At 40.4% G+C, this 25,342-nt stretch carries 20 protein-coding genes; 7 read left to right on the forward strand and 13 right to left on the reverse strand.

Annotated elements, in window-relative coordinates; translation table 11 throughout:
* Positions 1-2: 2 nt before the first annotated feature.
* The 3 genes from pckA to OQ267_RS12155 are packed head-to-tail and all read right to left on the reverse strand — an operon-like array spanning position 3 to position 4,289.
* Complete coding sequence (pckA, locus tag OQ267_RS12145; protein WP_265836131.1) at positions 3-1,595, reverse strand: phosphoenolpyruvate carboxykinase (ATP); 1,593 nt, start codon at positions 1,593-1,595, stop codon at positions 3-5.
* A gap of 10 nt (positions 1,596-1,605) precedes the next feature.
* Positions 1,606-2,901 (reverse strand): cation:dicarboxylate symporter family transporter, encoded by a 1,296-nt coding sequence (locus tag OQ267_RS12150; RefSeq protein ID WP_322974866.1) that lies wholly within the window; start codon positions 2,899-2,901, stop codon positions 1,606-1,608.
* Positions 2,902-2,915: 14 nt separating this feature from the next.
* On the reverse strand, positions 2,916-4,289 hold the full coding sequence (locus OQ267_RS12155) for a hypothetical protein (RefSeq protein WP_265836132.1): 1,374 nt from the start codon (positions 4,287-4,289) through the stop codon (positions 2,916-2,918).
* A 152-nt stretch (positions 4,290-4,441) separates the two neighbouring features.
* Here OQ267_RS12155 and OQ267_RS12160 point away from each other — a divergent pair, with 152 nt between their 5' ends.
* From OQ267_RS12160 to OQ267_RS12170, 3 genes are all read left to right on the forward strand, one after another.
* Positions 4,442-5,536, forward strand: coding sequence for a sensor histidine kinase (locus OQ267_RS12160; protein ID WP_265836133.1), 1,095 nt, complete (start codon positions 4,442-4,444; stop codon positions 5,534-5,536).
* Positions 5,533-6,210 (forward strand): LytR/AlgR family response regulator transcription factor, encoded by a 678-nt coding sequence (locus OQ267_RS12165; protein WP_265836134.1) that lies wholly within the window; start codon positions 5,533-5,535, stop codon positions 6,208-6,210. The genes OQ267_RS12160 and OQ267_RS12165 overlap by 4 nt, the downstream gene beginning before the upstream one ends.
* A 287-nt stretch (positions 6,211-6,497) precedes the next feature.
* Positions 6,498-7,610, forward strand: a complete 1,113-nt coding sequence (locus OQ267_RS12170) for a pectate lyase family protein (RefSeq protein WP_265836135.1) — start codon at positions 6,498-6,500, stop codon at positions 7,608-7,610.
* Positions 7,611-7,717: 107 nt separating this feature from the next.
* On the opposite strand, the gene holA is transcribed toward OQ267_RS12170, so the two are convergent.
* A complete protein-coding gene (holA, locus tag OQ267_RS12175; RefSeq protein WP_265836136.1) occupies positions 7,718-8,740 on the reverse strand; it encodes a DNA polymerase III subunit delta in 1,023 nt (340 codons plus the stop codon).
* Positions 8,741-8,930: 190 nt separating this feature from the next.
* On the opposite strand from holA, the gene OQ267_RS12180 reads away from it, so the two are divergent.
* Entirely contained in the window at positions 8,931-9,389 is a 459-nt protein-coding gene (locus OQ267_RS12180; RefSeq protein WP_265836137.1) for a type I restriction enzyme HsdR N-terminal domain-containing protein, read from the forward strand.
* Positions 9,390-9,591: 202 nt separating this feature from the next.
* On the opposite strand, the gene OQ267_RS12185 is transcribed toward OQ267_RS12180, so the two are convergent.
* The 5 genes from OQ267_RS12185 to OQ267_RS12205 form a co-directional block, all read right to left on the reverse strand.
* Positions 9,592-10,791, reverse strand: a complete 1,200-nt coding sequence (locus OQ267_RS12185; RefSeq protein WP_265836138.1) for a Gfo/Idh/MocA family protein — start codon at positions 10,789-10,791, stop codon at positions 9,592-9,594.
* Positions 10,791-12,155, reverse strand: a complete 1,365-nt coding sequence (locus OQ267_RS12190) for a 3-keto-disaccharide hydrolase (RefSeq protein ID WP_265836139.1) — start codon at positions 12,153-12,155, stop codon at positions 10,791-10,793. Before OQ267_RS12190 ends, OQ267_RS12185 begins: the two co-directional genes overlap by 1 nt.
* Positions 12,156-12,255: 100 nt before the next feature.
* Positions 12,256-13,611 (reverse strand): Gfo/Idh/MocA family protein, encoded by a 1,356-nt coding sequence (locus tag OQ267_RS12195; protein WP_265836140.1) that lies wholly within the window; start codon positions 13,609-13,611, stop codon positions 12,256-12,258.
* 33 nt (positions 13,612-13,644) lie between these two features.
* Positions 13,645-14,508 (reverse strand): sugar phosphate isomerase/epimerase family protein, encoded by an 864-nt coding sequence (locus OQ267_RS12200; protein ID WP_265836141.1) that lies wholly within the window; start codon positions 14,506-14,508, stop codon positions 13,645-13,647.
* Positions 14,509-14,782: 274 nt separating this feature from the next.
* Entirely contained in the window at positions 14,783-17,473 is a 2,691-nt protein-coding gene (locus tag OQ267_RS12205) for a valine--tRNA ligase (RefSeq protein ID WP_265836142.1), read from the reverse strand.
* A gap of 234 nt (positions 17,474-17,707) precedes the next feature.
* Here OQ267_RS12205 and OQ267_RS12210 point away from each other — a divergent pair, with 234 nt between their 5' ends.
* Complete coding sequence (locus OQ267_RS12210) at positions 17,708-17,917, forward strand: DUF6434 domain-containing protein (RefSeq protein ID WP_088302898.1); 210 nt, start codon at positions 17,708-17,710, stop codon at positions 17,915-17,917.
* A gap of 69 nt (positions 17,918-17,986) precedes the next feature.
* On the opposite strand, the gene OQ267_RS12215 is transcribed toward OQ267_RS12210, so the two are convergent.
* From OQ267_RS12215 to OQ267_RS12225, 3 genes are all read right to left on the reverse strand, one after another.
* On the reverse strand, positions 17,987-18,619 hold the full coding sequence (locus OQ267_RS12215; protein ID WP_265836143.1) for a Uma2 family endonuclease: 633 nt from the start codon (positions 18,617-18,619) through the stop codon (positions 17,987-17,989).
* 80 nt (positions 18,620-18,699) lie between these two features.
* Complete coding sequence (locus tag OQ267_RS12220; RefSeq protein ID WP_265836144.1) at positions 18,700-19,332, reverse strand: Uma2 family endonuclease; 633 nt, start codon at positions 19,330-19,332, stop codon at positions 18,700-18,702.
* 28 nt (positions 19,333-19,360) lie between these two features.
* Positions 19,361-21,337, reverse strand: coding sequence for a heavy metal translocating P-type ATPase (locus OQ267_RS12225; RefSeq protein ID WP_265836145.1), 1,977 nt, complete (start codon positions 21,335-21,337; stop codon positions 19,361-19,363).
* A gap of 380 nt (positions 21,338-21,717) precedes the next feature.
* Here OQ267_RS12225 and OQ267_RS12230 point away from each other — a divergent pair, with 380 nt between their 5' ends.
* Together OQ267_RS12230 and OQ267_RS12235 are read left to right on the forward strand one after the other, a co-directional pair.
* Entirely contained in the window at positions 21,718-23,754 is a 2,037-nt protein-coding gene (locus tag OQ267_RS12230) for a M13 family metallopeptidase (RefSeq protein WP_265836146.1), read from the forward strand.
* Between the two features lie 210 nt (positions 23,755-23,964).
* Positions 23,965-24,756: a DUF2625 family protein gene (locus tag OQ267_RS12235; RefSeq protein ID WP_265836147.1), complete on the forward strand. Its 792-nt coding sequence runs from the start codon at positions 23,965-23,967 to the stop codon at positions 24,754-24,756.
* A gap of 118 nt (positions 24,757-24,874) precedes the next feature.
* Here OQ267_RS12235 and OQ267_RS12240 read toward each other — a convergent pair whose 3' ends face one another.
* Complete coding sequence (locus tag OQ267_RS12240; RefSeq protein ID WP_088302902.1) at positions 24,875-25,213, reverse strand: MmcQ/YjbR family DNA-binding protein; 339 nt, start codon at positions 25,211-25,213, stop codon at positions 24,875-24,877.
* Positions 25,214-25,342 lie beyond the last annotated feature (129 nt).

The following is a 25,342-nucleotide window of genomic DNA, read 5'->3' on the forward strand; positions in this document are numbered from 1 at the left end:
TTCTATACAAATGATGGGGCCGCATCTTTCATTACCTTACTGGCCAATTCGGCATAGCCAGAGAAATGATGTTCAAACAATAGCGCCAGATCCATTGCTTTCCGGTCATATTCATGCACATCTTCCCAAAGGTTTCTGGGGTTAAGGATATCTGCCGGAACTGCCGGACAATCCTGAGGTACAGCAAATTTGAAGACCGGATGATTTTCGTATGGAACATGTTGCAGATCTCCCTTCATGGCGGCGGCAATAAGTGCCCTGGTATATTTCAGACTGATTCTGTTTCCGGTTCCGTAAGCGCCTCCAATCCATCCGGTGTTGACCAGCCACACCTTAATATCAGGATTAGCATCCAGTTTGCGACCTAACAATTCAGCATATTTAAGCGGATGAAGGGGAAGAAAAACTCTCCCAAAACAAGCTGAAAAAGTAGATTGCGGTGTGGAAACGCCCATTTCTGTACCGGCTACCTTTGAGGTGTATCCTGATATAAAATGATACATGGCCTGCCCCTTATCCAGCCGGCTGATGGGAGGTAAAATACCAAAGGCATCGCAGGTCAGGAAGAAAATGTTCCTGGGTGTTCCGCCTGATGATCCCTTTTTGGCATTGTGAATAAAATCAATGGGATAGGCCACTCTGGTATTTTCGGTTTTAGTGGTATCAGAAAAATCAATCACCCCGTTGGATGGGTTTATCACCAGGTTTTCTAAAAGTGCGCCGGGTTTAATGGCTCCAAAAATTTCAGGTTCTTTTTCAGGATTAAGATCTATTGCCTTGGCATAACAGCCCCCTTCAAAATTAAAAATTCCTTCGTCAGACCAACCATGTTCATCATCGCCGATTAATGCACGACCAGCATCTGCACTTAATGTTGTTTTGCCTGTTCCTGATAAACCAAAAAACAATGATACATCGCCATCCATCCCTTCATTTGCAGAACAATGCATGCTGAGTACGCCTTTTTCTTCCGGCAAAATATAATTCAGCACGCTGAAAATCGCTTTTTTCATCTCTCCCGTATAAGCCGTTCCACCTATCAGAATAATTTTACGGGTAAAGTTCACTACCGTAAAGTTTTTAGAACGTGTACCATCTTGTTCAGGATCGGCTTCAAAACCGGGGGCCTGCAAAATCAGCCAGTCCGTTTCACCAGCTGTCTTCTGCTGTATTTCTGGCCTTAAGAACAAGTTATGGCAAAACAGATTTGCCCAGGGTGTTTCATTGACCACCCTAATGCTTAAGGCATATCTCGGGTCGGCGCAGGCATAAGCATCTCTCACCCAAACTTCCCTTTCAGCCAGGTAGGCCCGCATTTTGCTATACAAGCCATAAAAGTGAGCCTGAGCAATAGGCCTGTTCACGTCTCCCCAATCGATGGTTTCTCTTGTCGTATCGTCAATTACCGTAAATTTATCCTTAGGAGAACGGCCTGTAAAAGTGCCTGTATCCACACAAAGTGCACCACGGTTACTCAAACAACCTTGCCCGCGTTCCAGCGTTTGGCTGATCAGTTCTTCTGCACTTAACTGGTAATGCACCTGCTTGCCATACATGCTGAACCTTAATTCATTGAATGTTTCTGAAGTATTCATTTGATTGGATTTAGTATACAAATTCTTGTTTTGCCAGTTTATCCTCCGGTTGAATCGCGGCTTCTGCTACAACAGGATGAAACTCATTTTCGCTCTTTGAAATCACGATCGTAGCTACACCGTTACCGATAATATTGGTTAAAGCACGTGCTTCACTCATAAACTTATCTACACCAAGTAAAAAGGCAAGCCCCTCAATCGGAATTTTATGAATAGCGGCCAGTGTGGAGGCCAGCACAATAAAGCCACTTCCTGTAACGCCCGCCGCGCCTTTGGAAGTCACCATTAAGATGCCGATGATGCTCAGCATTTCCCACACTGAAAGTTGAACGCCATATAACTGGGCCAGAAAGATAACGGACATAGAAAGATAGATGGACGTTCCGTCCAGGTTAAATGAATAACCGGTTGGAATAACCAAACCCACAACAGATTTACTACAGCCCATTTTTTCCAGCTTGAGCATGATGGATGGCAATGCAGATTCTGAAGATGAGGTTCCAAGCACCAGTAAAAGCTCTTCCTTAATGTATTTGATAAAATTCCAGATGCTCATCTTATAGTATTTCATAATACTGCCAAGAATCAGGAAAATAAAAAGGCCCATCGTCAGATATACCGTACCCATTAACTTAGCCAAAGGGACTAATGTATGCAAGCCAAATTTTCCGATGGTGTAAGCCATTCCGCCAAATGCGCCAAGTGGTGCCAGGTACATCACGTACTTCAAGCCTTTAAAAACAATTTTAGAAGCATAACTTAAACCCCTTACTGCTTTTTCACGGTATCTGGAATAGTTTAAAATGATGCCAGCTATAATGGCAACCACTAAAACCTGAATGGTAAGGTTACTCATGAAAAAATTGATCCAGTCAAAGCCCCCGGCTGGTGCTGAAGTATACCTGGAAGCATTCTGGATTTGCAGATGAGATTTATCAATATTTCCAGGCTTAATTAAGACGGCCATCAGGATACCGATCGCCAGGGAAATGGTTGATACCACTTCAAAATAAATCAGTGATTTAAGTCCGATCCTACCTACCTTTTTTAAATCGCCCATACCACTGATGCCCAGCACAATGGTTAAAAAGATAATGGGTGCAATAAAAAGCTTGATGATGTCGATAAAAGTTTTACCTATAATTTCCATCCTGACGGCTGTTGCGGGGGCATAACTACCCAGTATGGCACCGGCAATAATGGCGATGAGCACCCAAAAGGTAAGGTTGGAGAAAATTCGCATCCAAATGCTTCCGGCAAGCCTGGTTTGCTGAGCTGCGGGTTGAGGATTTTTGTTCACTAACATATTACGCTGTTTTATTAATCTATATTGATATGGTACATCAGAACGAACATCATTTTCCGCTCAGAAACCTTGAGTTCACTTCCCTGAAGGGTATAAATTGGCCGGCTTTGGGCATTAAATACAAATTTTGAGGCGTGATCCCGGAGTAAAAGATTCAAACCGAGGTCATAGGTAAACATGGGATCGGCTAACCGCTCAAACCGGGAATACTGAATACCGATAGCAGGCATTAACCTGGCTTTCTTTTTCTGCTGATTAAAATAAGGAAGGGAAAAACCAGTCTGAAAAATAAAACTGTTTCCCGTTCCTACTACGGGATAGGCGTTGCCGGCACCGTTAAAGGAAGCTGTACTGGCATCAAGCCCGTTGGCGATAGTATTGATCCCTAAATTCCGAACGTAACCAGGACCATAATCATGGTGAAAAACGGCAGCATAAACATTGAAGGAAGTACCTTTTTCTACGTTTACCGGCGTATCATAAAATACATCTGCACTATACAGCTTCATATCATTCAGTACCGTATCCGCTCCGGCCAGGTGCCACATTAAATCTTTTTGAACTTCTGCCCCGATTCCTACGGCAAGCACCTTTTTCTTCCCCAGATAACTCCCCACAGCAGTTGCACCTGCATTACTTTCCGACTCAAAAAATTGCCATTTCACATAAGCAGATAGATTGGGTTTAACGCTTAAATTATTAAAACCGGAAATATGCTGGATAGGTTTTGTCGGGGCCGATATATAAGGCTTTGCCAGAATGATGCGGTAATCCAGTTTACCTAACTGACCTTTTGCAAAAATATTCAGGTTTCGCAAGGTTAAATCCGTTCGGTTTACATTGCCCAAATCCAGAAACGGGACATCGTAAAGCAGGGTCGATGTAGGGCCTGAAGCAAAACGAGTAAGCCCTTTCCAATTGGAACGGCCGGCACCAATGCTCAGTTTATTGCTAAATTTATATTCCCCGAAAGCATCGAGCAGATCAAAAGCACTTTCGCTATCATCCAGATAAGTGAGGTTGGTGGTACCACCCTGAAAAATTAAAGTTAGATGATCAATCAGGTTAACCGTCATTTTCATCCTTAACCTTCTTAAAGACAAGTCTGCAGTACTTTTGCGGAGACTCTCATTTACTTTACTTCCCGGATTTAGCGCCGTGTACCTCGCCCATAATTGTGCATAGCCGGAAAATTTTACAAAATGGGTCTTATCATCATTCAAATAAGCCACAAGTGGTTTATTTGGCTTTTTTTCCTGAGCAGATGCAGGATGGAAAAAAGCATTGCATAGGCCAAGAATAACCATAAAGGGCAAAATATGGATTAGCACAATTTTTTTATTGAAGAAAATAGATTGATCAGCCATCATTGATTGTTGCCTATTCATTGAAATAGTAAATCCTATGTTTATATTTGGTTAATTCAGCTATGAAAAAGACATATCTGAAAATTAAAGATGGGTATAAGTAGTGCTGAAAAACATTTATATCAATAAACGACGTAAATTATAAACGAACTACAGAAACAAAACCAAATACCATGATCCTTTTGATCAATCTTGTTTTCCTGATGCTGATTCTTCGTCTTTCGTTTGATAAAAAAGTGATGGATTTCTTATTAAATGGCAAATGGCCCGGCGTCATTACCGTGCAGCATTTGCTCTTCTGGATGGCATTTATTGGGATCAGCAGTTACATTTACGTAAGTTTCTTTAATCTTGCCGAGGCGGCATTAGCCATGTTGTTCATGCTGGCCATTAACATTCCGGTATACCTCCTGTGCTTTAAAAAACTCATTCCTGAATTTTATCAAAAGGCCAGATATGGTGAATATGTTCGTTATACTGCGGCATTATTTGTCATCTCCAGCCTGATGAGAATACTGGTTGAACCTGAGCTTTTCAGGGCATTTAAGTCTGCTGACAGTAAATACCTGTTTATGATCTATCTCATGCAGGCCATCATTATTCTGGTTCCATCTGTACAGGGTATTTCCAAATACAAACTCATTGCTGAGCGCGAATTATCGGCATTAAGCCTGCGAAAGAAAGAGGCCGATATGGAACTGGTGAAATCTAAAATCAACCCGCATTTCCTTTTCAATACCCTCAATAATATCTATTCTCATAGTTACGCTACAGATGGAAGTTCAGCCGATTTGATTAAACAACTTAGCCTTCTGATGCAGTATACTACCTACGAAATGGAAAAGAAAACCATTCCTATTGAACGCGAACTGCAAATGATTGCCGCCTTAAGTAAACTTTATCAACTGAAAAGTAACCGGAAATTAAATCTGGTCATGAATTTTGAATCCAGCGAACTCACTGCTATTGTTGAGATACCCCCTACCATTTACCTGACCCTTTTTGAAAATGCAGTTAAATATTCAGCTATGGGCAGAGATGAAAATGCACAGATTACGGCTTCATTATTGTTTAAAGAAGCTGAAGTTGAGTTTAATCTCTTCAACACCATATCCGAAAAGAAGATAACAGATAATGCCTCAAGCTATCGTGGCGCAGGACTTAAGGTATTGAAAATGATGTTAGACCGTGAGTATGGAGAAAAATATGAAATGAAGACAGACCAAAATGGCACCTCTTATTTATCTAAACTGATCATACGCATATGAAACCAATAAAGGCAATTTATGTTGATGATGAGGCTCCGGCGCTGGATTTGATTCGCAAGTATTGTGAAACCATTGATGAAATTGATCTTTTAGCCTGTTTCCAGGATCCCGCGGAAGCGGTTATTTATGAGCAGATGGATGAAGTGGAATTGCTGATTCTGGATATTGAAATGCCCGGAATATCAGGTACGGAAATGGTAGAAATGGTGCCCAGTGGCAAACTGTGCATTTTTATTACTGCTGATCCCACCCATGCTGCTCAGGCTTACGAACTGGATGTAATTGATTATCTGGTAAAACCCGTATTTCCGGAACGTTTTGTAAAAGCTGTGCAAAAGGCTGCAGACTACCTGAAATTTACCGGAATAGAGCAGGAAAATAATTTCCTGGTGTTTAAATCTGATTATATGGTGAATAAATTGCCTTTAAAAGATATTTTATGGATTGAGGGATTTGGAGAATACCTGAAAATCATCACCAGATTTAAACAATACATGGTTTTACAGCGCCTGTCAGATTTTATCGATAAAAATGAAAAACTGGGATTTGTCAGAATTCATAAATCTTATATCGTACACGTTAAACAGGTGAAGTCGCACAATTCTCAATTTGTTTTTTTGGCAGATGACAAACAGTTGCCAATCGGGCGAAAATTTAAAGATTGCCTGAAATAAGCTACCATAAGGAAAACCTTCCGCCTAGGTTCACTTGAATCTTTAATAAATTTTCTATACTTCTTAAAAGACACCTCCGATAAGGAGGTTTAAAAATAGCTACCTGATTTTATCATGGTGTCCGCAATCGATCCCGTGAACGATTGCACAAATATACTCAACACAAAAAGACAATTATATCCTCATTAGATGTAATTTAACAAATACATACCGATTGACATATTCCGATACACTGAGAAAGCACGCCTGATTTCAATACAATTTATCTAACCAAATTTAAATTCAACATGAGAAACAAGTATTTATTAACCTGCCTGATGGCTGTGGCCATGGCATTTTCTTTGCCCGCGTGCAAAAAAAACAATCAATCTGAAAGCAGCGAGATCACGAACAAAAACGTTACTTCACCAATGGCTGTTACCGAAGCGGTTTGCCCATCAAAAGGCTGGGCGTCACAAAACGGGGGAACAACCGGTGGCGGCGAAGTAACGGCCACTGTAGTAACCACCTATGCGGCATTGAAGTCAGCCATTCAGAATACCAGCGTCAAGGTGATCCAGGTTAACGGAACCATCACCATTCCATCCGGCGGACGGATTTCCTTTCAGGACCAGAATGGAAAAACAATTTTCGGTTCATCAGGAGCTAAATTAGTTTCGGCTGACCAAACCAAGGATAATTCAGGGATTATGTATGTTAAAAGATGCAATAACATCATCATCAGAAATATCATTTTTGAGGGTCCTGGTGCTTATGATGTTGACGGACAAGACAATATAACCGTTGATGCCTGCAATAACATCTGGGTTGATCACTGCGAGTTCAGGGATGGCGTGGATGGCAATTTTGACATCAAAAATATTTCAGATTATATCACGGTATCTTATTGCAAATTTTCTTATCTCAAACCACCAAAATCAGGCGGTTCGGGCGGATCAGATGATCACCGCTTCTCAAATCTGATCGGATCAAGTGATGGTGCCACTGCAGATAGAGGCCGCTTTCGGATCACATTTGTACGTTGCTGGTGGGCACAGGGCGCTGTAGCCAGGATGCCTCGTGTAAGATTTGGCAAAGTGCATATTGTAAATAATTTATTTAACAGTACGGTAAGTAAAAGCTGTATTCAGGCCGGCTTTGAAGCCAACATTTTAGTGGAATCAAACGCTTTTGAGAATGTGAAAAACCCAATTGATCTGATGGACAATACCTCAACAGCGGTTCAGGCAAAAAACAACCTTTTTACAGCTGTCACCGGAAATACTTCAGGTAATGGTGTAAATGCATTTACGCCACCTTACAGCCTGACTATACTAAATGCCTCCAGCGTAAAATCTAACGTAACGGCATCAAACGGCGCAGGGGCAACACTTACAGGCAATGTGTGTTCATCGCTGTAAAAAATAAAGTAGGGCGAGGCTGCTATTGGAAGCCATTCGGTGAATGTAAAGTCATCCGATGAATACCGGGTTTACCGCTATTTATCGGATGATTTTTTAGCTTCATGCTAATGAATAATCTTAAAAACCAGTTCTTTTAATAATTCTCCGTCACTTACGTTTCCCGAACTGTCTAAACCCTTACTTTTTAAATCGTAAGCCCGCAACAGACCAATCACCTGAAAAACTTTTCCGGTATTATAATTTCTGGCAGCCACTTCATAATCCTTTACAAAAAATGGCGGAACTCCCAGTGCTGATGCAGCCTCAGCTTTATTGGGGATGTAATGGTATTTGAGCAGTTTGGTAAAATAACCACCCAGGTTGGCCAACACCATTACCGTTGGATTGGCTTTTGGATTACTGGCGAAATAGCTGATGATCTTATTGCATTTCAGCACATCACGTATGGCCAGTGCTTTTTGCAATTCGAAAACGTTGTATTCTTTGCTGATGCCTATATTTTTCTGAACCAGATCCGTATTAATGGTCACCTCTTTAGGAACATTCAGCATCAGCTTTTCAATCTCATTGGCAATCTTGGAGAGATCTGTACCCAAATATTCTGCCATTAAAACTGACGCCTGCTGGTCTATCTTATAGCCTTTATCCTTAATAAATTCCTCAATCCAGGGTACCAGTTTATAGTCACGAACAAGATCTGACTGAAAAATTAAACCCGATTTATGTACGGCCTTGTAAATCTTTTTCCGCTTATCAAAATTAGCATATTTAAATGCCAGTACGAGTATAGTACTAGGCAGTGGTTTTTCAAAATAGTTGAGTACAAATTCTGCCTCCTTGCTGTTTGCATCTTCTTTACCCCATTTTAAGTCCTGTGCTTCCTTTACAATCACCACCTGAAAGTCTGACATCATCGGGTAACGCTTTGCCGCACCTAAAACAGTAGCCATATCGGTATCTTTCCCATACAAAACCGTCTGGTTAAATCCTTTTTCAGCATCATTTAAAAGCTTGTCCTCAATATAATCCGTAATCTGATCAATATAATAGGATTCCTCACCATGCAATAAATACACAGGTTTAAATTTTCGGGCTTTTAAATCCTTGATAATTTCGGCAGCAGTCATGAGCCGTAAAATTACAACTTAGGATTTAGGAAACAGATAAATGTTTATAAATTAAAGATGTGAGATTTGAGACATTATACCATAGCCTAAAATTAACTAACTTTGAAGCTGCAATAATTGAATTGTTTTATTGTTGCATTGTTAAGAAACATACAACTGTTAACTGCAGACCAAAAATTGCCAACCGAAAATGTTCACGCCTACCCCGCTTAACCTCCCGTCTTATCCTTTTAAAATTACCAGGAAAGATGATGTAGTGTATATTTTTGATGAGCTGAGAAAGAAACACCTGGTATTAACCCCGGAAGAATGGGTTCGCCAGCATTTTATACAACAGCTGATCGCGGAGAAAAAATTTCCGAAGACACTGATCCAGATTGAAGGTGGTTTGGTGTTAAATCATTTGCAAAAACGGAGTGATATTTTAGTGTATAACACGGCCGGTGAAAAACTGATGCTGATTGAATGCAAAGCCCCGAAAGTAAAAATTACGCAAGCAGTTTTTGAACAAGCATCGCGTTATAATTCTATTCATCAGGCAAAATGGATAGTTCTGACAAATGGTTTACAGCATGTTCATGCTAAAATGGATCTGAAGAAGGGCAGCTTTGCCTTCACGCCAGAGATGCCGGATTACCAGGATTTGTAAGATAATTTAAAGCTTTCCTTTAGCATGATTGTCATGGCGGGGCGGAACGACAGCCTGCCCCCACTATTAGGGAAGCAACCTCCTTTTTGTAGATGCTTAGAAGAAGATTGCTTCAGCAGATGAAGAATCAGTTTCTCCATGGCGGATTTTTTAATGGGATTACGCTAATCAAATTCAGGAAGACGATTTAACAAAAAAACCGTTAAACAGCATATTCCTTTTTCCAATTTTGTTTGTTCCCGGAATAAATAGCCTCATTACACATGGCAACACAAATAGATGCCTGCGTACCAGTTTTTACATTAGATGCCGGCAGTTTACCGGTAATAACCGACTCATAAAATTCTTCCAAAGCATAATTGGTACCATCTATTGTTGGCTGATCTAAAATCGGGATTCCGCCATCAGTATTCACCACAATTTTTGATGCGCCGGTAACTCCGTCTACAATGCCCAATTCTTTTTTTGTTTCCGGTTCCGGATAAAAAATACCCGTATTGGTGAGTAAAGAAACCGAACCCTTGGTACCTTTGATTTTAAAAAGATAACCATCATGTGCATTCCCGCAGGTTGCCCCGAAATTTCCGATCATGCCGGCTTGCTGATAACGAAGCGTTGCTTGGATATTATCATAAGTTTCCCGCCCGTCTTTAAAAACATCAATTCCACCGGTTCCGGTAATTTCATCAGGCTGGGTTTCGAAAGCCCAGTTGATAAAATCAATCTGGTGTGAAAGCAGTTCAGCCGCCAGCCCGCCTGAATATTCCTTATACATACGCCAGTTAATCTGTCTCTCCAGCTTAGGATCATTTACTTTTCTACGCCAGTTCCCGTTTCTGTCCCAACGGCAATCGACCTGTGATACCTTACCCAGATAACCGCTCCGGATCATATCCTTTACCCTGAAATACAAGGGCGAATACCGGTATTGATAACCTACCTGATAAACCTGTTTAGGATATTTTAACACCAGGTTCCGCAATTCCAATGCCTGGGCAATGTTGTAGGTCATGGTTTTTTCAACATATACATGCTTTCCGGCCAGTACCGCATCTTTGGCAATTTTGAAATGCTCACTCAATGGCGTAGCAATAAAAACGGCTTCAATCTTTTGATTATCCAGAATCTGTCTGTAATCCTTAACAGCCTTTGCAGAGGAAGGCACATATTTTTTTGTTTCTTCCAAACGAAAATCAAGTACATCACAATAAGCTGCAATGTTAAATTTTAAAGGCATCGATTTAATAACAGACAGTACACCTTTGCCCCGGTCGCCACAACCAATCATGGCCACATTAATAATTTTATCGCGGTTCAGTGTCAGGCCGGCCAATACTTTTTCCGATCCCAGCACACCTGACCCTACCAATACCGACTTTTTTAAGAATGACCTGCGATGCATTACAACGTTTTGATTTTAATGGTCCTGAAATCCACTTTATTTCCATGATCCTGAAGCAGGATATGCCCTTTAGGTGCCTCCCCGAAATTTTCCCAGTCCTTATATTTACTGATGGCAACCAGTTTCCTAAATTCTTCTGAGCCACGCACATATTCTAAAACCTTTACGCCATTTAAATAATGTTCTACCTTTTTATCCGGATAAACCACTAACCTGGCATTGTTCCAGCTGCCAATCGGACGTAAATACCGGGCTTCTTTTTTAGCAGTAATCAAATCATATAAAGATGCTAAAGTTCTGTTTCCATCTCTTCCTAATTTTGCGTCAGGATGGAGTTCATCATCCAAAACCTGATATTCCAGACCAATAGCAGAGCCTTTACTTTTTTCATTTAAAGTCACAAAATACTTCAGGCCACTATTTGCACCAGGTGTAAGCCTGAATTCAAAAGACAGATCAAACGCCGCATATTCTGCTTTGGTGACGATATCACCACCATTGGTAGACTCTGCCCCACCTGATGGCTCCACACTGATTATGCCGTTTTCGATTTTCCATCCCTTTTCAGGAAAAGTAGTTTGATGTGCACCCACCCAGCCATTACTGCTTTTTCCGTCAAAAAGTAACTGATACCCTTCTGATTTTTCATAGGCCGATAAACTGTTGGGATTTAAATTAACGGTATAAATTCCTTTTGGAAAAGCTTTCGGTTTTAAGTTCTCTGTTTGAATGTTAATATTTTTGAAATAAACCTTTTTTCCATCATTTTCCAGATTATTGCCAATACTGTGCACCTGCAGACCAATAAAACCCGACTGATCCAATGTATCAATTACATAAGCAACCGGTTTGCCGTTAACCCAGGTTTTCGTTTCATTACCCATGCATTCGATCCGGTAATGGTTAAATTCATTCTTTTTATACAGCGATCTGGCTGCCGGGTTCAGCCCCAGCGGATAAAGCCATAGTCTTCTGGCCTCATCATAAATACCGCCGGTCCAGGCACGTGCTGTAGGGTCTATTTCCACCTGCCTGCCATAAACCAATCCTTTGCCCCTGTTTCCTTCTGGTTTGATATGACTTCTGGTCTGGATGCCCGAATTGGTATTATCGCCTTCCAGCTTGACATCAAGTTCCAGAATAAAGTCACCAAATTCCTTTTCGGTGATCAGGAAAGAATTGGGGGTATCTTTGGTCATGGTGCCTACAATCATCCCGTTCTCTGCCTTATAAGACGCTGCACCGGCAACGGCCTTCCAGCCGGTTAAAGTTTTTCCATCAAACAAAGGTTTGGTTTTTTGCGCAGCGGCTGATAAACTGATAAAGGAAAGGGCTAAAATGCTGTATTTTTTAAGTGTTAACATGGTTGATTCAGGGGTTTTATCTTAGTGTCATTGCGAAGAATAATAATGAAGTGATCTTTCTTGCTGAAGAGATGACTTTGTTATTCGCCACGACTATATTTTAATATTTAAATACTTTTCCGTTTGCCATTACCTCTTGTCTGCCCTCATCAAAAACTGCTTTTGCCCCGGTTCTGACCGCCGCATTGGTCATGATGTTGGCAATGGAGTGTGAATAACCGGCTTCTACAGGCGCATTTGGTGTTTTACGGCTTCGTACACACTCCATCCAATTCCGCATATGTCCTGATGTTAAACCATCACCACCCATATTGGCACCGGTTGCGGCTTTAATTTCAGTTTTAGACAAGTCGAATTCAGGTAAAAGATTGGCTTTCATTCCCATTGCTGCGGCTTCCTGTTTTCTTAGCCCACCCTTTGGTGATACTTTATTGGTCATCAGGTTTAACTCGCCTCCATTTGAATAGTAGACTTCACCCACATCGCCCACGCTATTTTGCATTCGTGAAGTAAACGTAACCTGAAAACCATCTTCTGAATCGGGTTGGCCATAATCAAACACCGCCACCATTGAATCCCAGTTTCTGCGGCCGTCTTTCCAGGTGTAAATGCCACCATTTGCCACCACGCTGCGTGGATGTTTTAAATTGGTAAACCAGTGCACGGTATCAATCTGGTGCGACATCCATTGCCCCGGCATTCCGGATGAATAAGGCCAGAATAACCGATACTCCAGGTATTTCCTAGGGTCAAAAGCTTCAGCAGGACGATTCAATAAAAAGCGTTTCCAGTCGGTATCTTCCTGTTTAAGCTTCGATACCAGATCAGGCCTTCTCCACCTGCCGGGCTGATTCACATTCCACACCAAATCCACCGCAGTGATAGGCCCGAATTTTCCATCCTGGATATACTTGGCTGCATTGGCATAATTTTCTCCGCTCCTGCGCTGAGAGCCCATCTGAACGATCCTGTCTGTTGCCTTTACCGCTTTAAGTGCAGCTTTCGCGTCATCCATGGTTTCAGCAAAGGGCTTTTCAACATAGGCATCGCAATTGGCTTTCACTGCCTCTATGGTATGCAAGGCATGTTGAAAATCTGCTGTACTGATGATCACCGCATCCAAATCCTTCATCGCATAAAGCTCATCATTATTGCGGCAAGCTTTAATATCATGCCCGAATTTTTCTTTTAAATGCGCAATTCCTAAATCCCTGCGGTAATTCCAGAGATCGGAAAGCCCGACCATATCGAAGTTTAATTCTTGGTGATGATTTAGGAAACAAGGCAGTAAAGTATCTTTAAAACGGTCAGAGAAACCAACCACACCCACACGAACACGGTCATTGGCACCAATAATTCGTCCGTAACTTTTAGCGCTCATCCCCATTGTGCCGGCATAGGTAGCCGCAGCAAAAATGGCCGATTGCCTGATAAATTTTCTTCTGGAGTTTTCCATACAATGTTAAATATTTTGCAAGTGTGTGTGTGATTAATGGGTATAAACGTCTTCAATTTGTTTGGTTAAATACTGAAAGCAAAATGCCATTTGCGCTGCAGAATAATTACTCCCTGCTTCAACGAATATGGGGCCTTTGTAATTTGCAGTTTTTAAGGCCCGCAAATAAGGCCTGAAATCATCGCCCTTGATGCCGGGTAAGGTACGCTCCGCCACTTCTGCTATTTCACAATGAACCAGTAAGTCTTTGGCGTCAACAATGCTTTGCGGTGATTCACCTTCCCGCTTCATATGGAAAATATCTGCATTGAGTCTAAAATTTGGATGATTAACCCGTCTGACTATTTCCGCAGCAGATTTTACGCTGGTCAGAAAATTGGTTTCTTTGCTTTGCAAGTTTTCAAGCGCGATTTTAATGTTATGTTTTTTAGCGGTTGCTGCAATTTTTTTTCCTAATAAAACAAATTCTTTCTTTGCTTTATCAATATCATAATCATCGGGCAGCCTGCGTGCGGCACCACTCCCTAAAACAATTACGCTCACTTTTGCCTGCTGTGCCCTAAAAAATAAACTATCTACATAGCCCAATACCGCCTGCTCCTGAACATCCGGACCAGCTATTTTCATTTTTCCTGGAAACATGACATTACACATATAGAGCTTACATTTGGCTTTTTTGATGAGTTCGAGATTTTGCTTAAATTTTTCTTCGGATAAGGACGGAGAGATCATTCTGCCCACCGATTCACCAAACAATTTAAAACCGGAGGCCGATGTTACACTATCCTTTTCTATGGGGGCCACAAGACCTAGTGGAATGAATGTTTGGTTAGCCGATTGAAAACTGAATATGACAGGCGCAAGAAAAAACAACAGGATTAAGTTTTTCAATCTCATTTTTATTAAATTGATCATTCTGCTAACAAAATAATATAAAATTGCAGGTACTGATTTAAATTTGGTTAGAAAGCTAAAGCCTTTTAATGACCCCAATTTAAGACTTTTATAGCAGAGATTGGGAAAGCTTTTGGTAACATTTTAGAAACGGGCATTAAAGTAAGCATCTGCTCTGCTCCGGCTGCTGATTTTACTTGGGCATTTTAGTAAAACAAAAAGCCCTTTAGAAATGATTTTCTAAAGGGCATATCTAAACCTGAGCGGTTTATTTTATCTATCCCAGCATGGCCAGGCTTTCTTCAATGATTTTAATTTTTGCTTCCGCATCAGCTTTTTTATTACGTTCATTCGCAATAATTTCTGGTTTTGCATTTTGTACGAAGCGTTCGTTGCTTAACTTCGCATCAACTGATTTTAGGAAACCCTGCAGATAAATCAAATCAGCATTTAGCCGGATGCATTCTGCCGCTACATCAATATTTTCCGAAAGCGGAATAAAAAACTCATCCTTACCCGCCATAAATGCTGTTGCGCCGGCAATTTTATCATTTACAATTTCAGCTTCAGCAACATTGGCAAGTTTGAAAACAATATTTAGCCATTTCTCATAGTCGATATCCGAATTCACTTTTAAACACAATGGCAATGCTTCTTTCGGAGAGATTTGTTTCTGGTTGCGTACATTTCTGATTTCGGCAACCACCGTTTTAATCACTTCCGCATCTTTCAGCAATTTCTCATCAATATGGCCACCTTTTGGATATTCAGCCACGATGCAGCAATCCAGTTCACCGCGTTCAGCAAATAAATCATCATGCCACAGTTCTTCGGTAATGAAAGGCATATTTGGGTGCAGTAATTTGATAATCTGTTCAAAGAAGGCAACAGTAGCCTGATAACTCTCCGCGTCTATGGGTTGCTGATAAGCCGGCTTAACCATTTCTAAATACCAGGCACAGAAATCATCCCAAACCAGTTTATAGGTGATCATTAAAGCTTCCGATAAACGGTATTGCTTAAAGTTGGCTTCTATCTCTACCAAAGCTTCGTTGAAACGATTTTCGAACCAGGAAATCGCCTGTGTATTGGGATTTTCTAAATTTTCATCCACTTCCCAGCCTTTCACCAGGCGGAAGGCATTCCATATTTTAGAGGCAAAATTACGCCCCTGTTCGCAGTAGCTTTCATCAAACATTAAATCGTTACCTGCCGGTGATGACATCAACATCCCTACACGAACGGCATCGGCACCATATTTTTCAATCAGCCCAATCGGATCAGGAGAGTTACCTAATGATTTAGACATTTTACGACCTAACTTATCGCGAACGATCCCCGTTAAGTACACATTGGTAAAGGGTTTTTTACCCATAAACTCATGTCCGGCCATGATCATCCGGGCCACCCAAAAGAACAAAATTTCCGGGGCGGTAACCAGGTCATTGGTAGGATAATAGTAATTGATATCTTTATTTTCAGGATTTTTAAACCCGTCAAATACAGAAATCGGCCATAACCAGGAAGAAAACCAGGTATCCATGACATCTTCATCCTGTTTAATAAACGGCTCCAGCTGATGTTTAAAACCAGCCTTATCTGCTTCCACACCCCCATCATCTAAATGCTTTTTCTTCCAGAACTCTTCTAAAGCTTCGTCTTTGGTTTTGGCAACCACCCAGTTTCCTTTGTCATCATACCAGGCCGGAATTTGTTGTCCCCACCAAAGCTGACGGGAAATATTCCAGTCGCGAACATTTTCCATCCAGTGGCGGTACGTGTTTTCAAATTTATTCGGAATCAGGTTAACTTCGCCATTTAAAACATCATCCAATGCCGGCTGCGCCATTTCTTTCATCTTTACAAACCACTGCATGGAAAGTTTAGGCTCAATGGCGGCATCAGTACGCTCAGAAAAGCCTACCTGCGATTTATAATCTTCAACCTTATCCAGATGCCCCGCCTCTTCCAGCATTTTGGCAATCTTTTTACGGGCTACAAACCGGTCTTCACCTACCAGGATCACGGCCAGTTCATTTAAGGTACCATCATCATTTAAAATATCGGTAACCGGCAAATGGTGTTTTACACCCAGTTCGTAATCGTTTAAATCATGTGCCGGAGTAACTTTTAAGCAACCGGTACCAAATTCAATATCTACATAATCATCTTCAATTACTGGAATTTCATGATTAACCAGTGGAACAAAAACTTTTTTCCCTTTTAAATGTGTAAAACGCTCATCGTTAGGATTAATACAAATGGCCGCATCAGCCATAATCGTCTCCGGACGAGTAGTGGCAACAACCAGATAGTCGGGAGTCGACAGTCCTGAGTCTGAAGTCTTGTCATCAACAATAGTATAGCGAATGTAATACAGCTTTTGATTAACCTCCTTACGGATCACTTCCTCATCAGATACGGCAGTTTTACCAGCAGGATCCCAGTTAACCATACGGATGCCACGATAAATCCAGCCTTTTTTGTACAGATGGATAAACGAATCAATTACAGCCTCAGAAAGATCTTCTTCCATGGTAAAGCGTGTACGGTCCCAGTCGCAGCTTGCACCAAGTTTTTTCAGTTGCTCCAGGATAATGCCTCCGTATTTTTCTTTCCATTCCCAGGCATATTTTAAAAATTCCTCGCGTGAAAGGTCTTTTTTATCAATACCCTGTTCCCTTAACATGGCTGCAACTTTCGCCTCGGTAGCAATAGATGCATGATCTGTTCCAGGAACCCAGCAGGCATTTTTGCCCTGCATACGTGCTTTACGAATCAGCACATCCTGAATCGTATTGTTCAGCATATGCCCCATGTGCAATACTCCAGTCACATTTGGTGGCGGAATGACAATGGTATAAGGCTCGCGTTCATCAGGCTCTGAATGAAAAAATTTTTTCGATAACCAGTAGCTATACCATTTATCTTCTGTTTCTGCAGGATTATACTTAGTGGAAATGCTCATGAAAAATTAATATAAAAGCCCAAAAATAGCTAATTAAGCGCAAAGCTAAAAGATTAAAGCGGAAAGATAAATGCAGAAACTGAGTTACAGCGCATGATCTTCATTAAAAAATATTTCTTTATAAGTGAAATCGTGTAAAACAAGAACTGAAAACTTCATATTTAAATTCATTTTCTACTAGTTCAAATCATTATAACCTGCTTAAAATCTCAATAAATTTTAGAAATTTTGTGAATGAGTAAATTCAACTGGCATTCCGAAACCTTAACTGATCAAACGATAATTACGAAAGATTTTAAAAATACACAAAACGTAAGGCGTTATTTCCAGTCACATTTTGGAGAAAACTGGAAAAACAATCGAATCTTTATGAATTGGTTCAAAGAGAACGAAGGAAAGACATTAAAAGAAGCAGTTGATGAGTTTAGAAAGCGAAATAATTAATTCTTATCAGAGAAAAGGAAAATTAAGTGATTGCAATACAATATTACGATTAAATCTTTAGACTTCGGATTAATCCAAATCACCAAAAACATCATCCAATGCCAGTTCAAAGCCTGGCAAAACCGATGAAAATACTTTTTCGCTCAGAGAATATATTTTTGAGGGTTGAAATTTGCCAAACTCATTTAAGGTATAGATCAAAATACTTTGATCACTTTGGCTCACTACCCAATATTCTTTTACACCAAACTCCTGGTAAACCTGATATTTATGCAATAACTCTACCTTGGTATTTCCGGGAGAGAGAATTTCTACAACCAAATCAGGTGCACCGATACAACCCCGATCATCTAATTTACTTCTATCACAAACCACACAAATATCAGGCTGCAATACGGTAAACACGTCTTTATCTTCTTTACTTTCCTTTGGAAATCGGACGTCGAAAGGTGCAGCATAAACTTTACACGATTTACTTTTTAAAAAATTAGCAATCGGATTGAAAATATTTCCGGAAATTTCCTGATGAACCCTTGAAGGCGCAGGACTCATCTTAAAGATCTTACCTCTAATGAGCTCTACCCGATCATGAAAAAGCCAGTTTAAATAATTCGCGTAGCTGTATGTTAATGATGCATCAATATCATTGAGTTCATGAACAGGCTCTTCATGTAAATCTGGATATGGAACAGGCTTATTCATAACCAAATATACTAAAATTTGTAGTATGCAAAAAAATAATGAAAGTGCTTTTCAGTTTTCTCCTGTTGTTTTTTAATGGGTTAATCCAGGTCGTGGAACACATCATCCAATTCGAGTTCAAAGCCTGGTAAAACTGTTGAAGTGACTCTTTCGCTTAAAGTAAATAGCTTAGAAGGTTGAAATTTACCTAAATCATTTAGGGTATAGATCAAAATACTTTGATCGCTTTGGCTCACCACCCAATATTCTTTTACACCAAACTCCTGGTAAACCTGATATTTATGCAATAACTCTACCTTGGTATTTCCGGGAGAAAGGATTTCTACAATCAAATCAGGTGCACCGATACAACCCCGATCGTCCAGTTTACTTTTATCGCAGACCACGCAAATATCTGGCTGCAATACGGTAAACACATCTTTATCTTCTTTACTTTCCTTTGGAAATCGGACGTCGAAAGGTGCAGCATAAACCTCACAAGATTTATTTTTTAAAAAATTCACCAATGGATTAGAAATCCTGATTGATATTTTTTGATGTATGCGTGATGGCGCAGGACTCATCTTAAAGATTTTACCTTTAATGAGCTCTACCCGATCATGAAAAAGCCAGTTTAAATAATTCGCGTAGCTATACGTTAATGATGCATCAATATCATTGAGTTCATGGACAGGCTTATCATGTAAATCCGGATATGGAACTGGCTTATTCATAACCAAATATACTAATTTTTATAGTAAATTAAAACTTCATTTTCTGAATCCTGACGGCATTTAAAATGGCCAGCAAAGCTACTCCAACATCCGCAAAAACAGCTTCCCACATGGTTGCAATACCGCCTGCACCTAAAATTAACACCAATGCCTTAACTGCAAATGCCAATGTAATATTCTGAACAACTACATTTTTGGTTGCCTTACCAATTTTTATAGCAGTTACAATTTTTGAAGGCTGATCAGTCTGAATCACTACATCAGCCGTTTCAATAGCCGCATCACTACCCATTGCCCCCATAGCAATACCAATATCACTAATGGCCAAAACAGGTGTATCATTGATTCCATCGCCTACAAACGCCACTGTTCTGGTTTTATCTTTTTTAATTTCTTCCAGCCTGGCGACCTTATCTTCAGGAAGCAGATCACCATAAAAAGATTTTATACCTAAAAGGCCTGCTACATTTTTTACAATTGAAATTTTATCACCACTCAGCATCACCACCTGGTTTACGCCATTGGCGTAAAGTTGTTTGATCGCTTCGGCGGCATCTTCCTTAATTTCATCTGCAATCACAACATAGCCGGCATATTTTCCATCTACGGCCATCAGTACAATACTTTCTTCAATGGCTTTTATTTCCAAATCAAAAGCGATGTGATACTTCTCTAACAACCTAACATTCCCGGCCAAAACTTCACTTCCGTTTACCCGTCCTTTTAATCCCATTCCGGCAATTTCCTCAATGCTTTCTGCAGGGCGAATTTCTTTTGCACCGGCATAAGCTACTATTGCTTTAGCAATGGGATGCGTAGATTTTGCTTCCAGCGCCACTAAATAACTCAAAAAGTCTTCCTCAGCAAGGCTTGATTTTATTTTCTGAACCTGAAAAATCCCCTTAGTGAGGGTTCCGGTTTTATCCATCACCACCGTGTTTAATTTTGTAATCAGGTCCAGAAAATTAGAGCCTTTAAACAAAATCCCATGAGATGAGGCGGCACCAATACCACCGAAATAACCAAGCGGAATAGAAATAACCAATGCACAGGGACAGGAAATAACCAGAAAAACCAATGCACGATATAGCCAGGTCTGAAAATGATAGGCATTCCCTAAAATTAAAATAGGAATAAGCACCAAAGCAAGGGCTAAAAAGAAAACAATTGGGGTATAAACTTTCGCAAATTTTCTGATGAATAATTCGGTTTTTGCTTTGCGGGCGGTGGCATTCTGCACCATCTCTAAAATCCGTGAAAGTGCACTGTCAGCAAAAATTTTGGTAACGGTGATCTCAATTACCATGTCCAGATTCAGCATGCCGGCCAAAACGCTTTCCCCTTTATAAATGGTTTTTGGTTTGCTCTCCCCGGTTAATGCCGCCGTATTAAAGCTGCTTTTTTCGGTCAGCATTTTTCCATCCAAAGGAATCTTTTCACCTGCTTTAATCTGAATGGTTTCGCCAACCAACACCTTCTCAGGATCAATGTTTTCATATTTTCCATTCCGAAACACATGTGCAATATCAGCACGAACATCCAGCAGAGCAGAAATATTTCTTTTTGCACGATTTACCGCAGCCATTTGAAACAACTCACCTATGGTGTAGAAAAGCATAACGGTAACACCCTCGGGATATTCACCAATGGCAAAGGCACCGATGGTGGCGATAGACATGAGTGAAAACTCTGTAAAAAAATCCCCGGCTTTAAATGTTTCCCAAACCTCTCGTAACACAGGAATGCCTACGGGCAAATAAGCCACGATGTACCAGTAAGGACGAATGATCTGAGAAGCCTCTACTTTAAAAAGATTATCGAAAGCAATGCCGCTAAGCAACATCACCAGCGTAACAATAGCTGGCAGATAAGTCTTAAATGCAGAGGCATCGCCATCATGATTATGATCATCACCATCTTCAGGCAAGTGATCATGATCGTGGCGGGGTTTAGACTTGGCTTTACTACTACAGCAACTATCTTCATGATCGTGGATATGACTCATTATTATTTTATCTTGATGTTAATGCCTGCAAAAAAGATATGGGTAACAACAAACGATAATGTCTCGTAAACCTCCATTTCATATCTTTCAACAACCGGCAACCAAATTTAGAGAAAATTAAATGCTTTATGCTGAATCATTCTAGATAGTGTTTTTTTTTGACAAGCACACAATAAATAATGTTAAAAAATGTTAATACTGTATAAAAGATTGAAAATCATGAAATCTATTAAAATCACATTTTCAGCATCCGAAATTATCCGACGTCTGGGTCTCGCAAAAATTTATTATTGGTTTAACAAGTAATATTCTTGGTATATTGTTTCAGGATTAATTAGTATTTCATAAATTTCGCAGTAATAACTAACTGATTAAAGCGAATGAAATACCAAAATCTGAAAACATATTTTGCCGCCCTGGGTATAGTTGCTGCCGGCCTTTCTGCCAACGCACAAACCACCAGAAAATTTATTGATCCGGCAAATATGGATTTATCTGTAAAACCAGGCGATGATTTTTATACCTATGCGAGTGGCAACTGGATTAAAAACAACCCTGTTCCGGCCAAAGAAACAAGATGGGGTTCTTTTAATGAACTTCGCGATTTCAATATCAATGCCGTAAAAACTTTAGTAGAAGATGCAGCCGCTGATAAATCTGCACCTGCGGGTTCAGTTAAACGCCGCGTGGGCGATTTTTTTGCCGCTGCTATGGATACTGTAGCCATTGAAAAGCTGGGCTATACGCCTATAAAGGCAGATCTGGAGAAAATCAACCAGATCAAAGATATTCAGGGCGTTCTTGACCAAGTGGCTTACATGCGAGTAAGTGGCATTGCTAGTCCGATGTTTGGTGTAGGCGTAGGCCAGGATCGCAAAAATGTGAGCAAATATATGGTAAACATCGGTCAGGGCGGTACCACTTTGCCAGATCGTGATTATTATCTGAAAGATGACACCAGAAGTGTTAAAATCCGTGAGGCTTACAACACTTATATGACTACCCTGTTTAGCTTAACCGGAAGTGATGCAGAAGCGGCAAAACAAAAGGCTGCTACCGTTTTCAAAATTGAAAAACAACTGGCAGAAGCACAAATGAGCCGGATGGAAATGCGTGATCCATATGCTACTTATAATAAACTTACCGTAAGCGACCTTAATAAAAAAACACCTGATATTAACTGGGCTGCCTTTTTACCAAAATTTCAAATTAAAGCACAGGATACCGTTTTAGTCTCCTCACCTAAATTTTTAACCAGTTTAGATGGAATGCTTAAATCGGTTCCATTGGCAGATTGGAAAACTTATTTACAGTGGAATGTATTGAAAAATTCTGCAGGCAGCTTAAGTTCTTCATTTGTAAAAGCCAGTTTCGCATTTACACAGGCACAAACTGGCCAGAAAGTACAGACCCCACGCTGGCAGCGCATGTCATCTCTAACAGATGGTACCATTGGTGAGCTTTTAGGTCAGCTTTATGTAGCGAAATATTTTAAGCCTGAGGCAAAGGCCCGCATGGATGCCATGATTGTGAACCTGCGCAAGGCCTTCGAAATCAGAATTAACGGACTGGAATGGATGAGCGCAGAAACCAAGCAAAAAGCTTTGGAAAAACTTGCGGCATTTAAACCAAAAGTAGGTTATACCACCAAGTGGGAAACTTATACCGGCTTAGATATTAAAAGAGATACTTATTTCCAGAATTTACGCAATGCAAGCATCTGGAGTTATAATGAAAATATAAACAGATTAGGGAAGCCAGTTGACCGTAACCGTTTCGGGATGACACCTCCTACAGTTAATGCTTCCTATAGCCCTACCATGAATGATATTACTTTCCCGGCAGGAATTTTACAGTTTCCATTTTTCGATCCTAATGCTGACGATGCTGTAAATTATGGTGGAATTGGTGCCGTAATCGGACACGAGATGAGCCACGGTTTTGATGATAGCGGAAGCCAGTATGATGCTCAGGGTAACCTGAAAAACTGGTGGACTGCTGAAGACAAGGCTAAATTTGATGCAAAAACCAAAGCATTGGGCGAGCAGTTTGATGCTTATACGGTTTTAGACACTGTTCATGTAATCGGTAAATTAACCATGGGTGAAAACATTGGCGATTTAGGCGGCTTAAACGCTGCTTATACAGCCTTCAAAATGACCAAACAAGGTCAGGGCAATGAGAAAATTGATGGTTTTACGCCAGATCAGCGTTTCTTCCTTTCATGGGCGCAGGTTTGGAGAGGTAACATCTTACCTGAAACTGCAGCACAGCTGATCAAAACAGATCCGCATTCACCCGGTCCTTACCGTACCATTGGTGCACCAGTTAACATGGATGCCTGGTACACGGCGTTTGACGTAAAACCTGGTGATAAATTATATAAAAAACCAGAAGACAGAATCAGAATGTGGTAAATTCAGGTGAAGAACTGAAAGGTAGAAAACCTAAGGCTATCCCTCATTTGAACTAAGACTATCCACGCTATTCATTCATATATTATTGCGAACGCTCCTATAATCATGGGAGCGTTTCGCTTTATTATTCATGGAGATTTAATTTAGGTAAAACTAAAATCCATGAGAATCATTATATCTTTGATAAAATAAATGCATCCATCTTCAACCATGAAAGGTAAAATCAAATTAGTTTCATTAATCGCTTTAAGCCTGTTCTCATTTAATCTTTCCGCGCAGAATAAATTGATCAGTTTAGACAAACTCATTAATAAAACTGACCCTGCCTGGCCATTGGTTCAAAAGTGGATTGATTCTGCTAAAAATAAAGTGGAAGTTTTGCCTGTTGATTCATCCAAAGCGAAAGAAGTATTGTATAATGCACAGATGACGACATATGCTACACTCGGATCAGTCATTTACAACACTGGCGGTATTATGGTAGATAATGGCTGGATCAGGATCCTGGGTTCAGGCAGCGAAAGGTTAACACGCAACATTGCCGAATGGAATAAAGGGAAAACCATTAAAGAATACGGAGACAACGTTCCCTATCTGTTAATTGCAGATGATGCCGTAGGTGGTTTCTTCGCTATTAATTATGGTGGCTTAGGCCCTGATGTTAAAAACGTATATTACCTGGAACCCAATACGCTAACCTGGCAGCCACTTGGTGCCGGCTACGGTGAATTTCTGATTTTTTGCTTCGATAGTGACCTTTCTAAATTTTATAAAGGTTTACGCTGGAGCTCTTGGGATCAGTTTATTGGCAACTTAGCCGATACCAAAACTTACAGTTTCAGGCCTTATCTGTGGGAACAAGGCACGGATATTGAAAAGTGCACCAGAAAACTTGTAGGAATTGAAGAAATGTACAATTTCAATATTATGAAATCTAAAGAGTTGAATGCAGATAAAGGAATAAAGAAAGACGAAACGAAGAAAGACGCAGCGAAGCAATAAACTTGATCTCTATTGCGATGAAATAAAATTAAAAACCATTGAACATGCCATCAACTGTATCCTTTTCACGAAGGCATGCACACTGGTTACATCAGGGCACTTAAAAAACGGGTTTAAGTTAACTATATTTTGCCTGCGTTTTCTTGGGCAGCTTAGCCAAAACCATCGCACGTGAATCGGCAACCCTCGCTTTTAGTTCCTGATCATTAAAAACCTCCAGATTTTCAACCATAATCCACTGTCTTTTTGCCAGATGATAAGCTTGTGCAATTCCATCTCTTGCCGTTAATTCATCAAAATCTTCAGGGTTGCATTTAATCGAAAACCGGCATCCCTCATCAATGGCAATGATGATGTAGATTTTTTCTTCGATCATAAAACACAAATGATCCCATTTCATTCCCTCAGTTGTACCAGGCAAACTTAAGCAGTATTCTCTAAAAGATTCAATGTTCATGGGGTGGTTAGGTGGTTAGGTGGTTAGGTGAAACTAGAATAGAAGTACTATGTTTGCATGATCATAAATTTTTGATTTACGAAAATAATAAATTTTGAACTATTATCTTAAACTCGTTAATCCACATCA

This window comes from Pedobacter sp. MR22-3 (assembly GCF_026240075.1).
GTDB lineage: Bacteria > Bacteroidota > Bacteroidia > Sphingobacteriales > Sphingobacteriaceae > Pedobacter.

Bases quoted from the DNA above. Each gene is read 5' to 3' on its own strand.
- OQ267_RS12180 (WP_265836137.1), top strand. From the start codon at position 8,931: ATGTTCACGCCTACCCCGCTTAACCTCCCGTCTTATCCTTTTAAAATT.
- OQ267_RS12230 (WP_265836146.1), top strand. From the start codon at position 21,718: ATGAAATACCAAAATCTGAAAACATATTTTGCCGCCCTGGGTATAGTT.
- OQ267_RS12170 (WP_265836135.1), top strand. From the start codon at position 6,498: ATGAGAAACAAGTATTTATTAACCTGCCTGATGGCTGTGGCCATGGCA.
- OQ267_RS12240 (WP_088302902.1), bottom strand. From the start codon at position 25,213: ATGAACATTGAATCTTTTAGAGAATACTGCTTAAGTTTGCCTGGTACA.
- OQ267_RS12210 (WP_088302898.1), top strand. From the start codon at position 17,708: ATGAGTAAATTCAACTGGCATTCCGAAACCTTAACTGATCAAACGATA.
- pckA (WP_265836131.1), bottom strand. From the start codon at position 1,595: ATGAATACTTCAGAAACATTCAATGAATTAAGGTTCAGCATGTATGGC.
- OQ267_RS12190 (WP_265836139.1), bottom strand. From the start codon at position 12,155: ATGTTAACACTTAAAAAATACAGCATTTTAGCCCTTTCCTTTATCAGT.
- OQ267_RS12235 (WP_265836147.1), top strand. From the start codon at position 23,965: ATGAAAGGTAAAATCAAATTAGTTTCATTAATCGCTTTAAGCCTGTTC.
- OQ267_RS12215 (WP_265836143.1), bottom strand. From the start codon at position 18,619: ATGAATAAGCCTGTTCCATATCCAGATTTACATGAAGAGCCTGTTCAT.
- OQ267_RS12205 (WP_265836142.1), bottom strand. From the start codon at position 17,473: ATGAGCATTTCCACTAAGTATAATCCTGCAGAAACAGAAGATAAATGG.
- OQ267_RS12155 (WP_265836132.1), bottom strand. From the start codon at position 4,289: ATGAATAGGCAACAATCAATGATGGCTGATCAATCTATTTTCTTCAAT.
- OQ267_RS12185 (WP_265836138.1), bottom strand. From the start codon at position 10,791: ATGCATCGCAGGTCATTCTTAAAAAAGTCGGTATTGGTAGGGTCAGGT.
- OQ267_RS12150 (WP_322974866.1), bottom strand. From the start codon at position 2,901: ATGTTAGTGAACAAAAATCCTCAACCCGCAGCTCAGCAAACCAGGCTT.
- OQ267_RS12220 (WP_265836144.1), bottom strand. From the start codon at position 19,332: ATGAATAAGCCAGTTCCATATCCGGATTTACATGATAAGCCTGTCCAT.
- OQ267_RS12225 (WP_265836145.1), bottom strand. From the start codon at position 21,337: ATGAGTCATATCCACGATCATGAAGATAGTTGCTGTAGTAGTAAAGCC.
- OQ267_RS12200 (WP_265836141.1), bottom strand. From the start codon at position 14,508: ATGAGATTGAAAAACTTAATCCTGTTGTTTTTTCTTGCGCCTGTCATA.
- OQ267_RS12160 (WP_265836133.1), top strand. From the start codon at position 4,442: ATGATCCTTTTGATCAATCTTGTTTTCCTGATGCTGATTCTTCGTCTT.
- OQ267_RS12165 (WP_265836134.1), top strand. From the start codon at position 5,533: ATGAAACCAATAAAGGCAATTTATGTTGATGATGAGGCTCCGGCGCTG.
- OQ267_RS12195 (WP_265836140.1), bottom strand. From the start codon at position 13,611: ATGGAAAACTCCAGAAGAAAATTTATCAGGCAATCGGCCATTTTTGCT.
- holA (WP_265836136.1), bottom strand. From the start codon at position 8,740: ATGACTGCTGCCGAAATTATCAAGGATTTAAAAGCCCGAAAATTTAAA.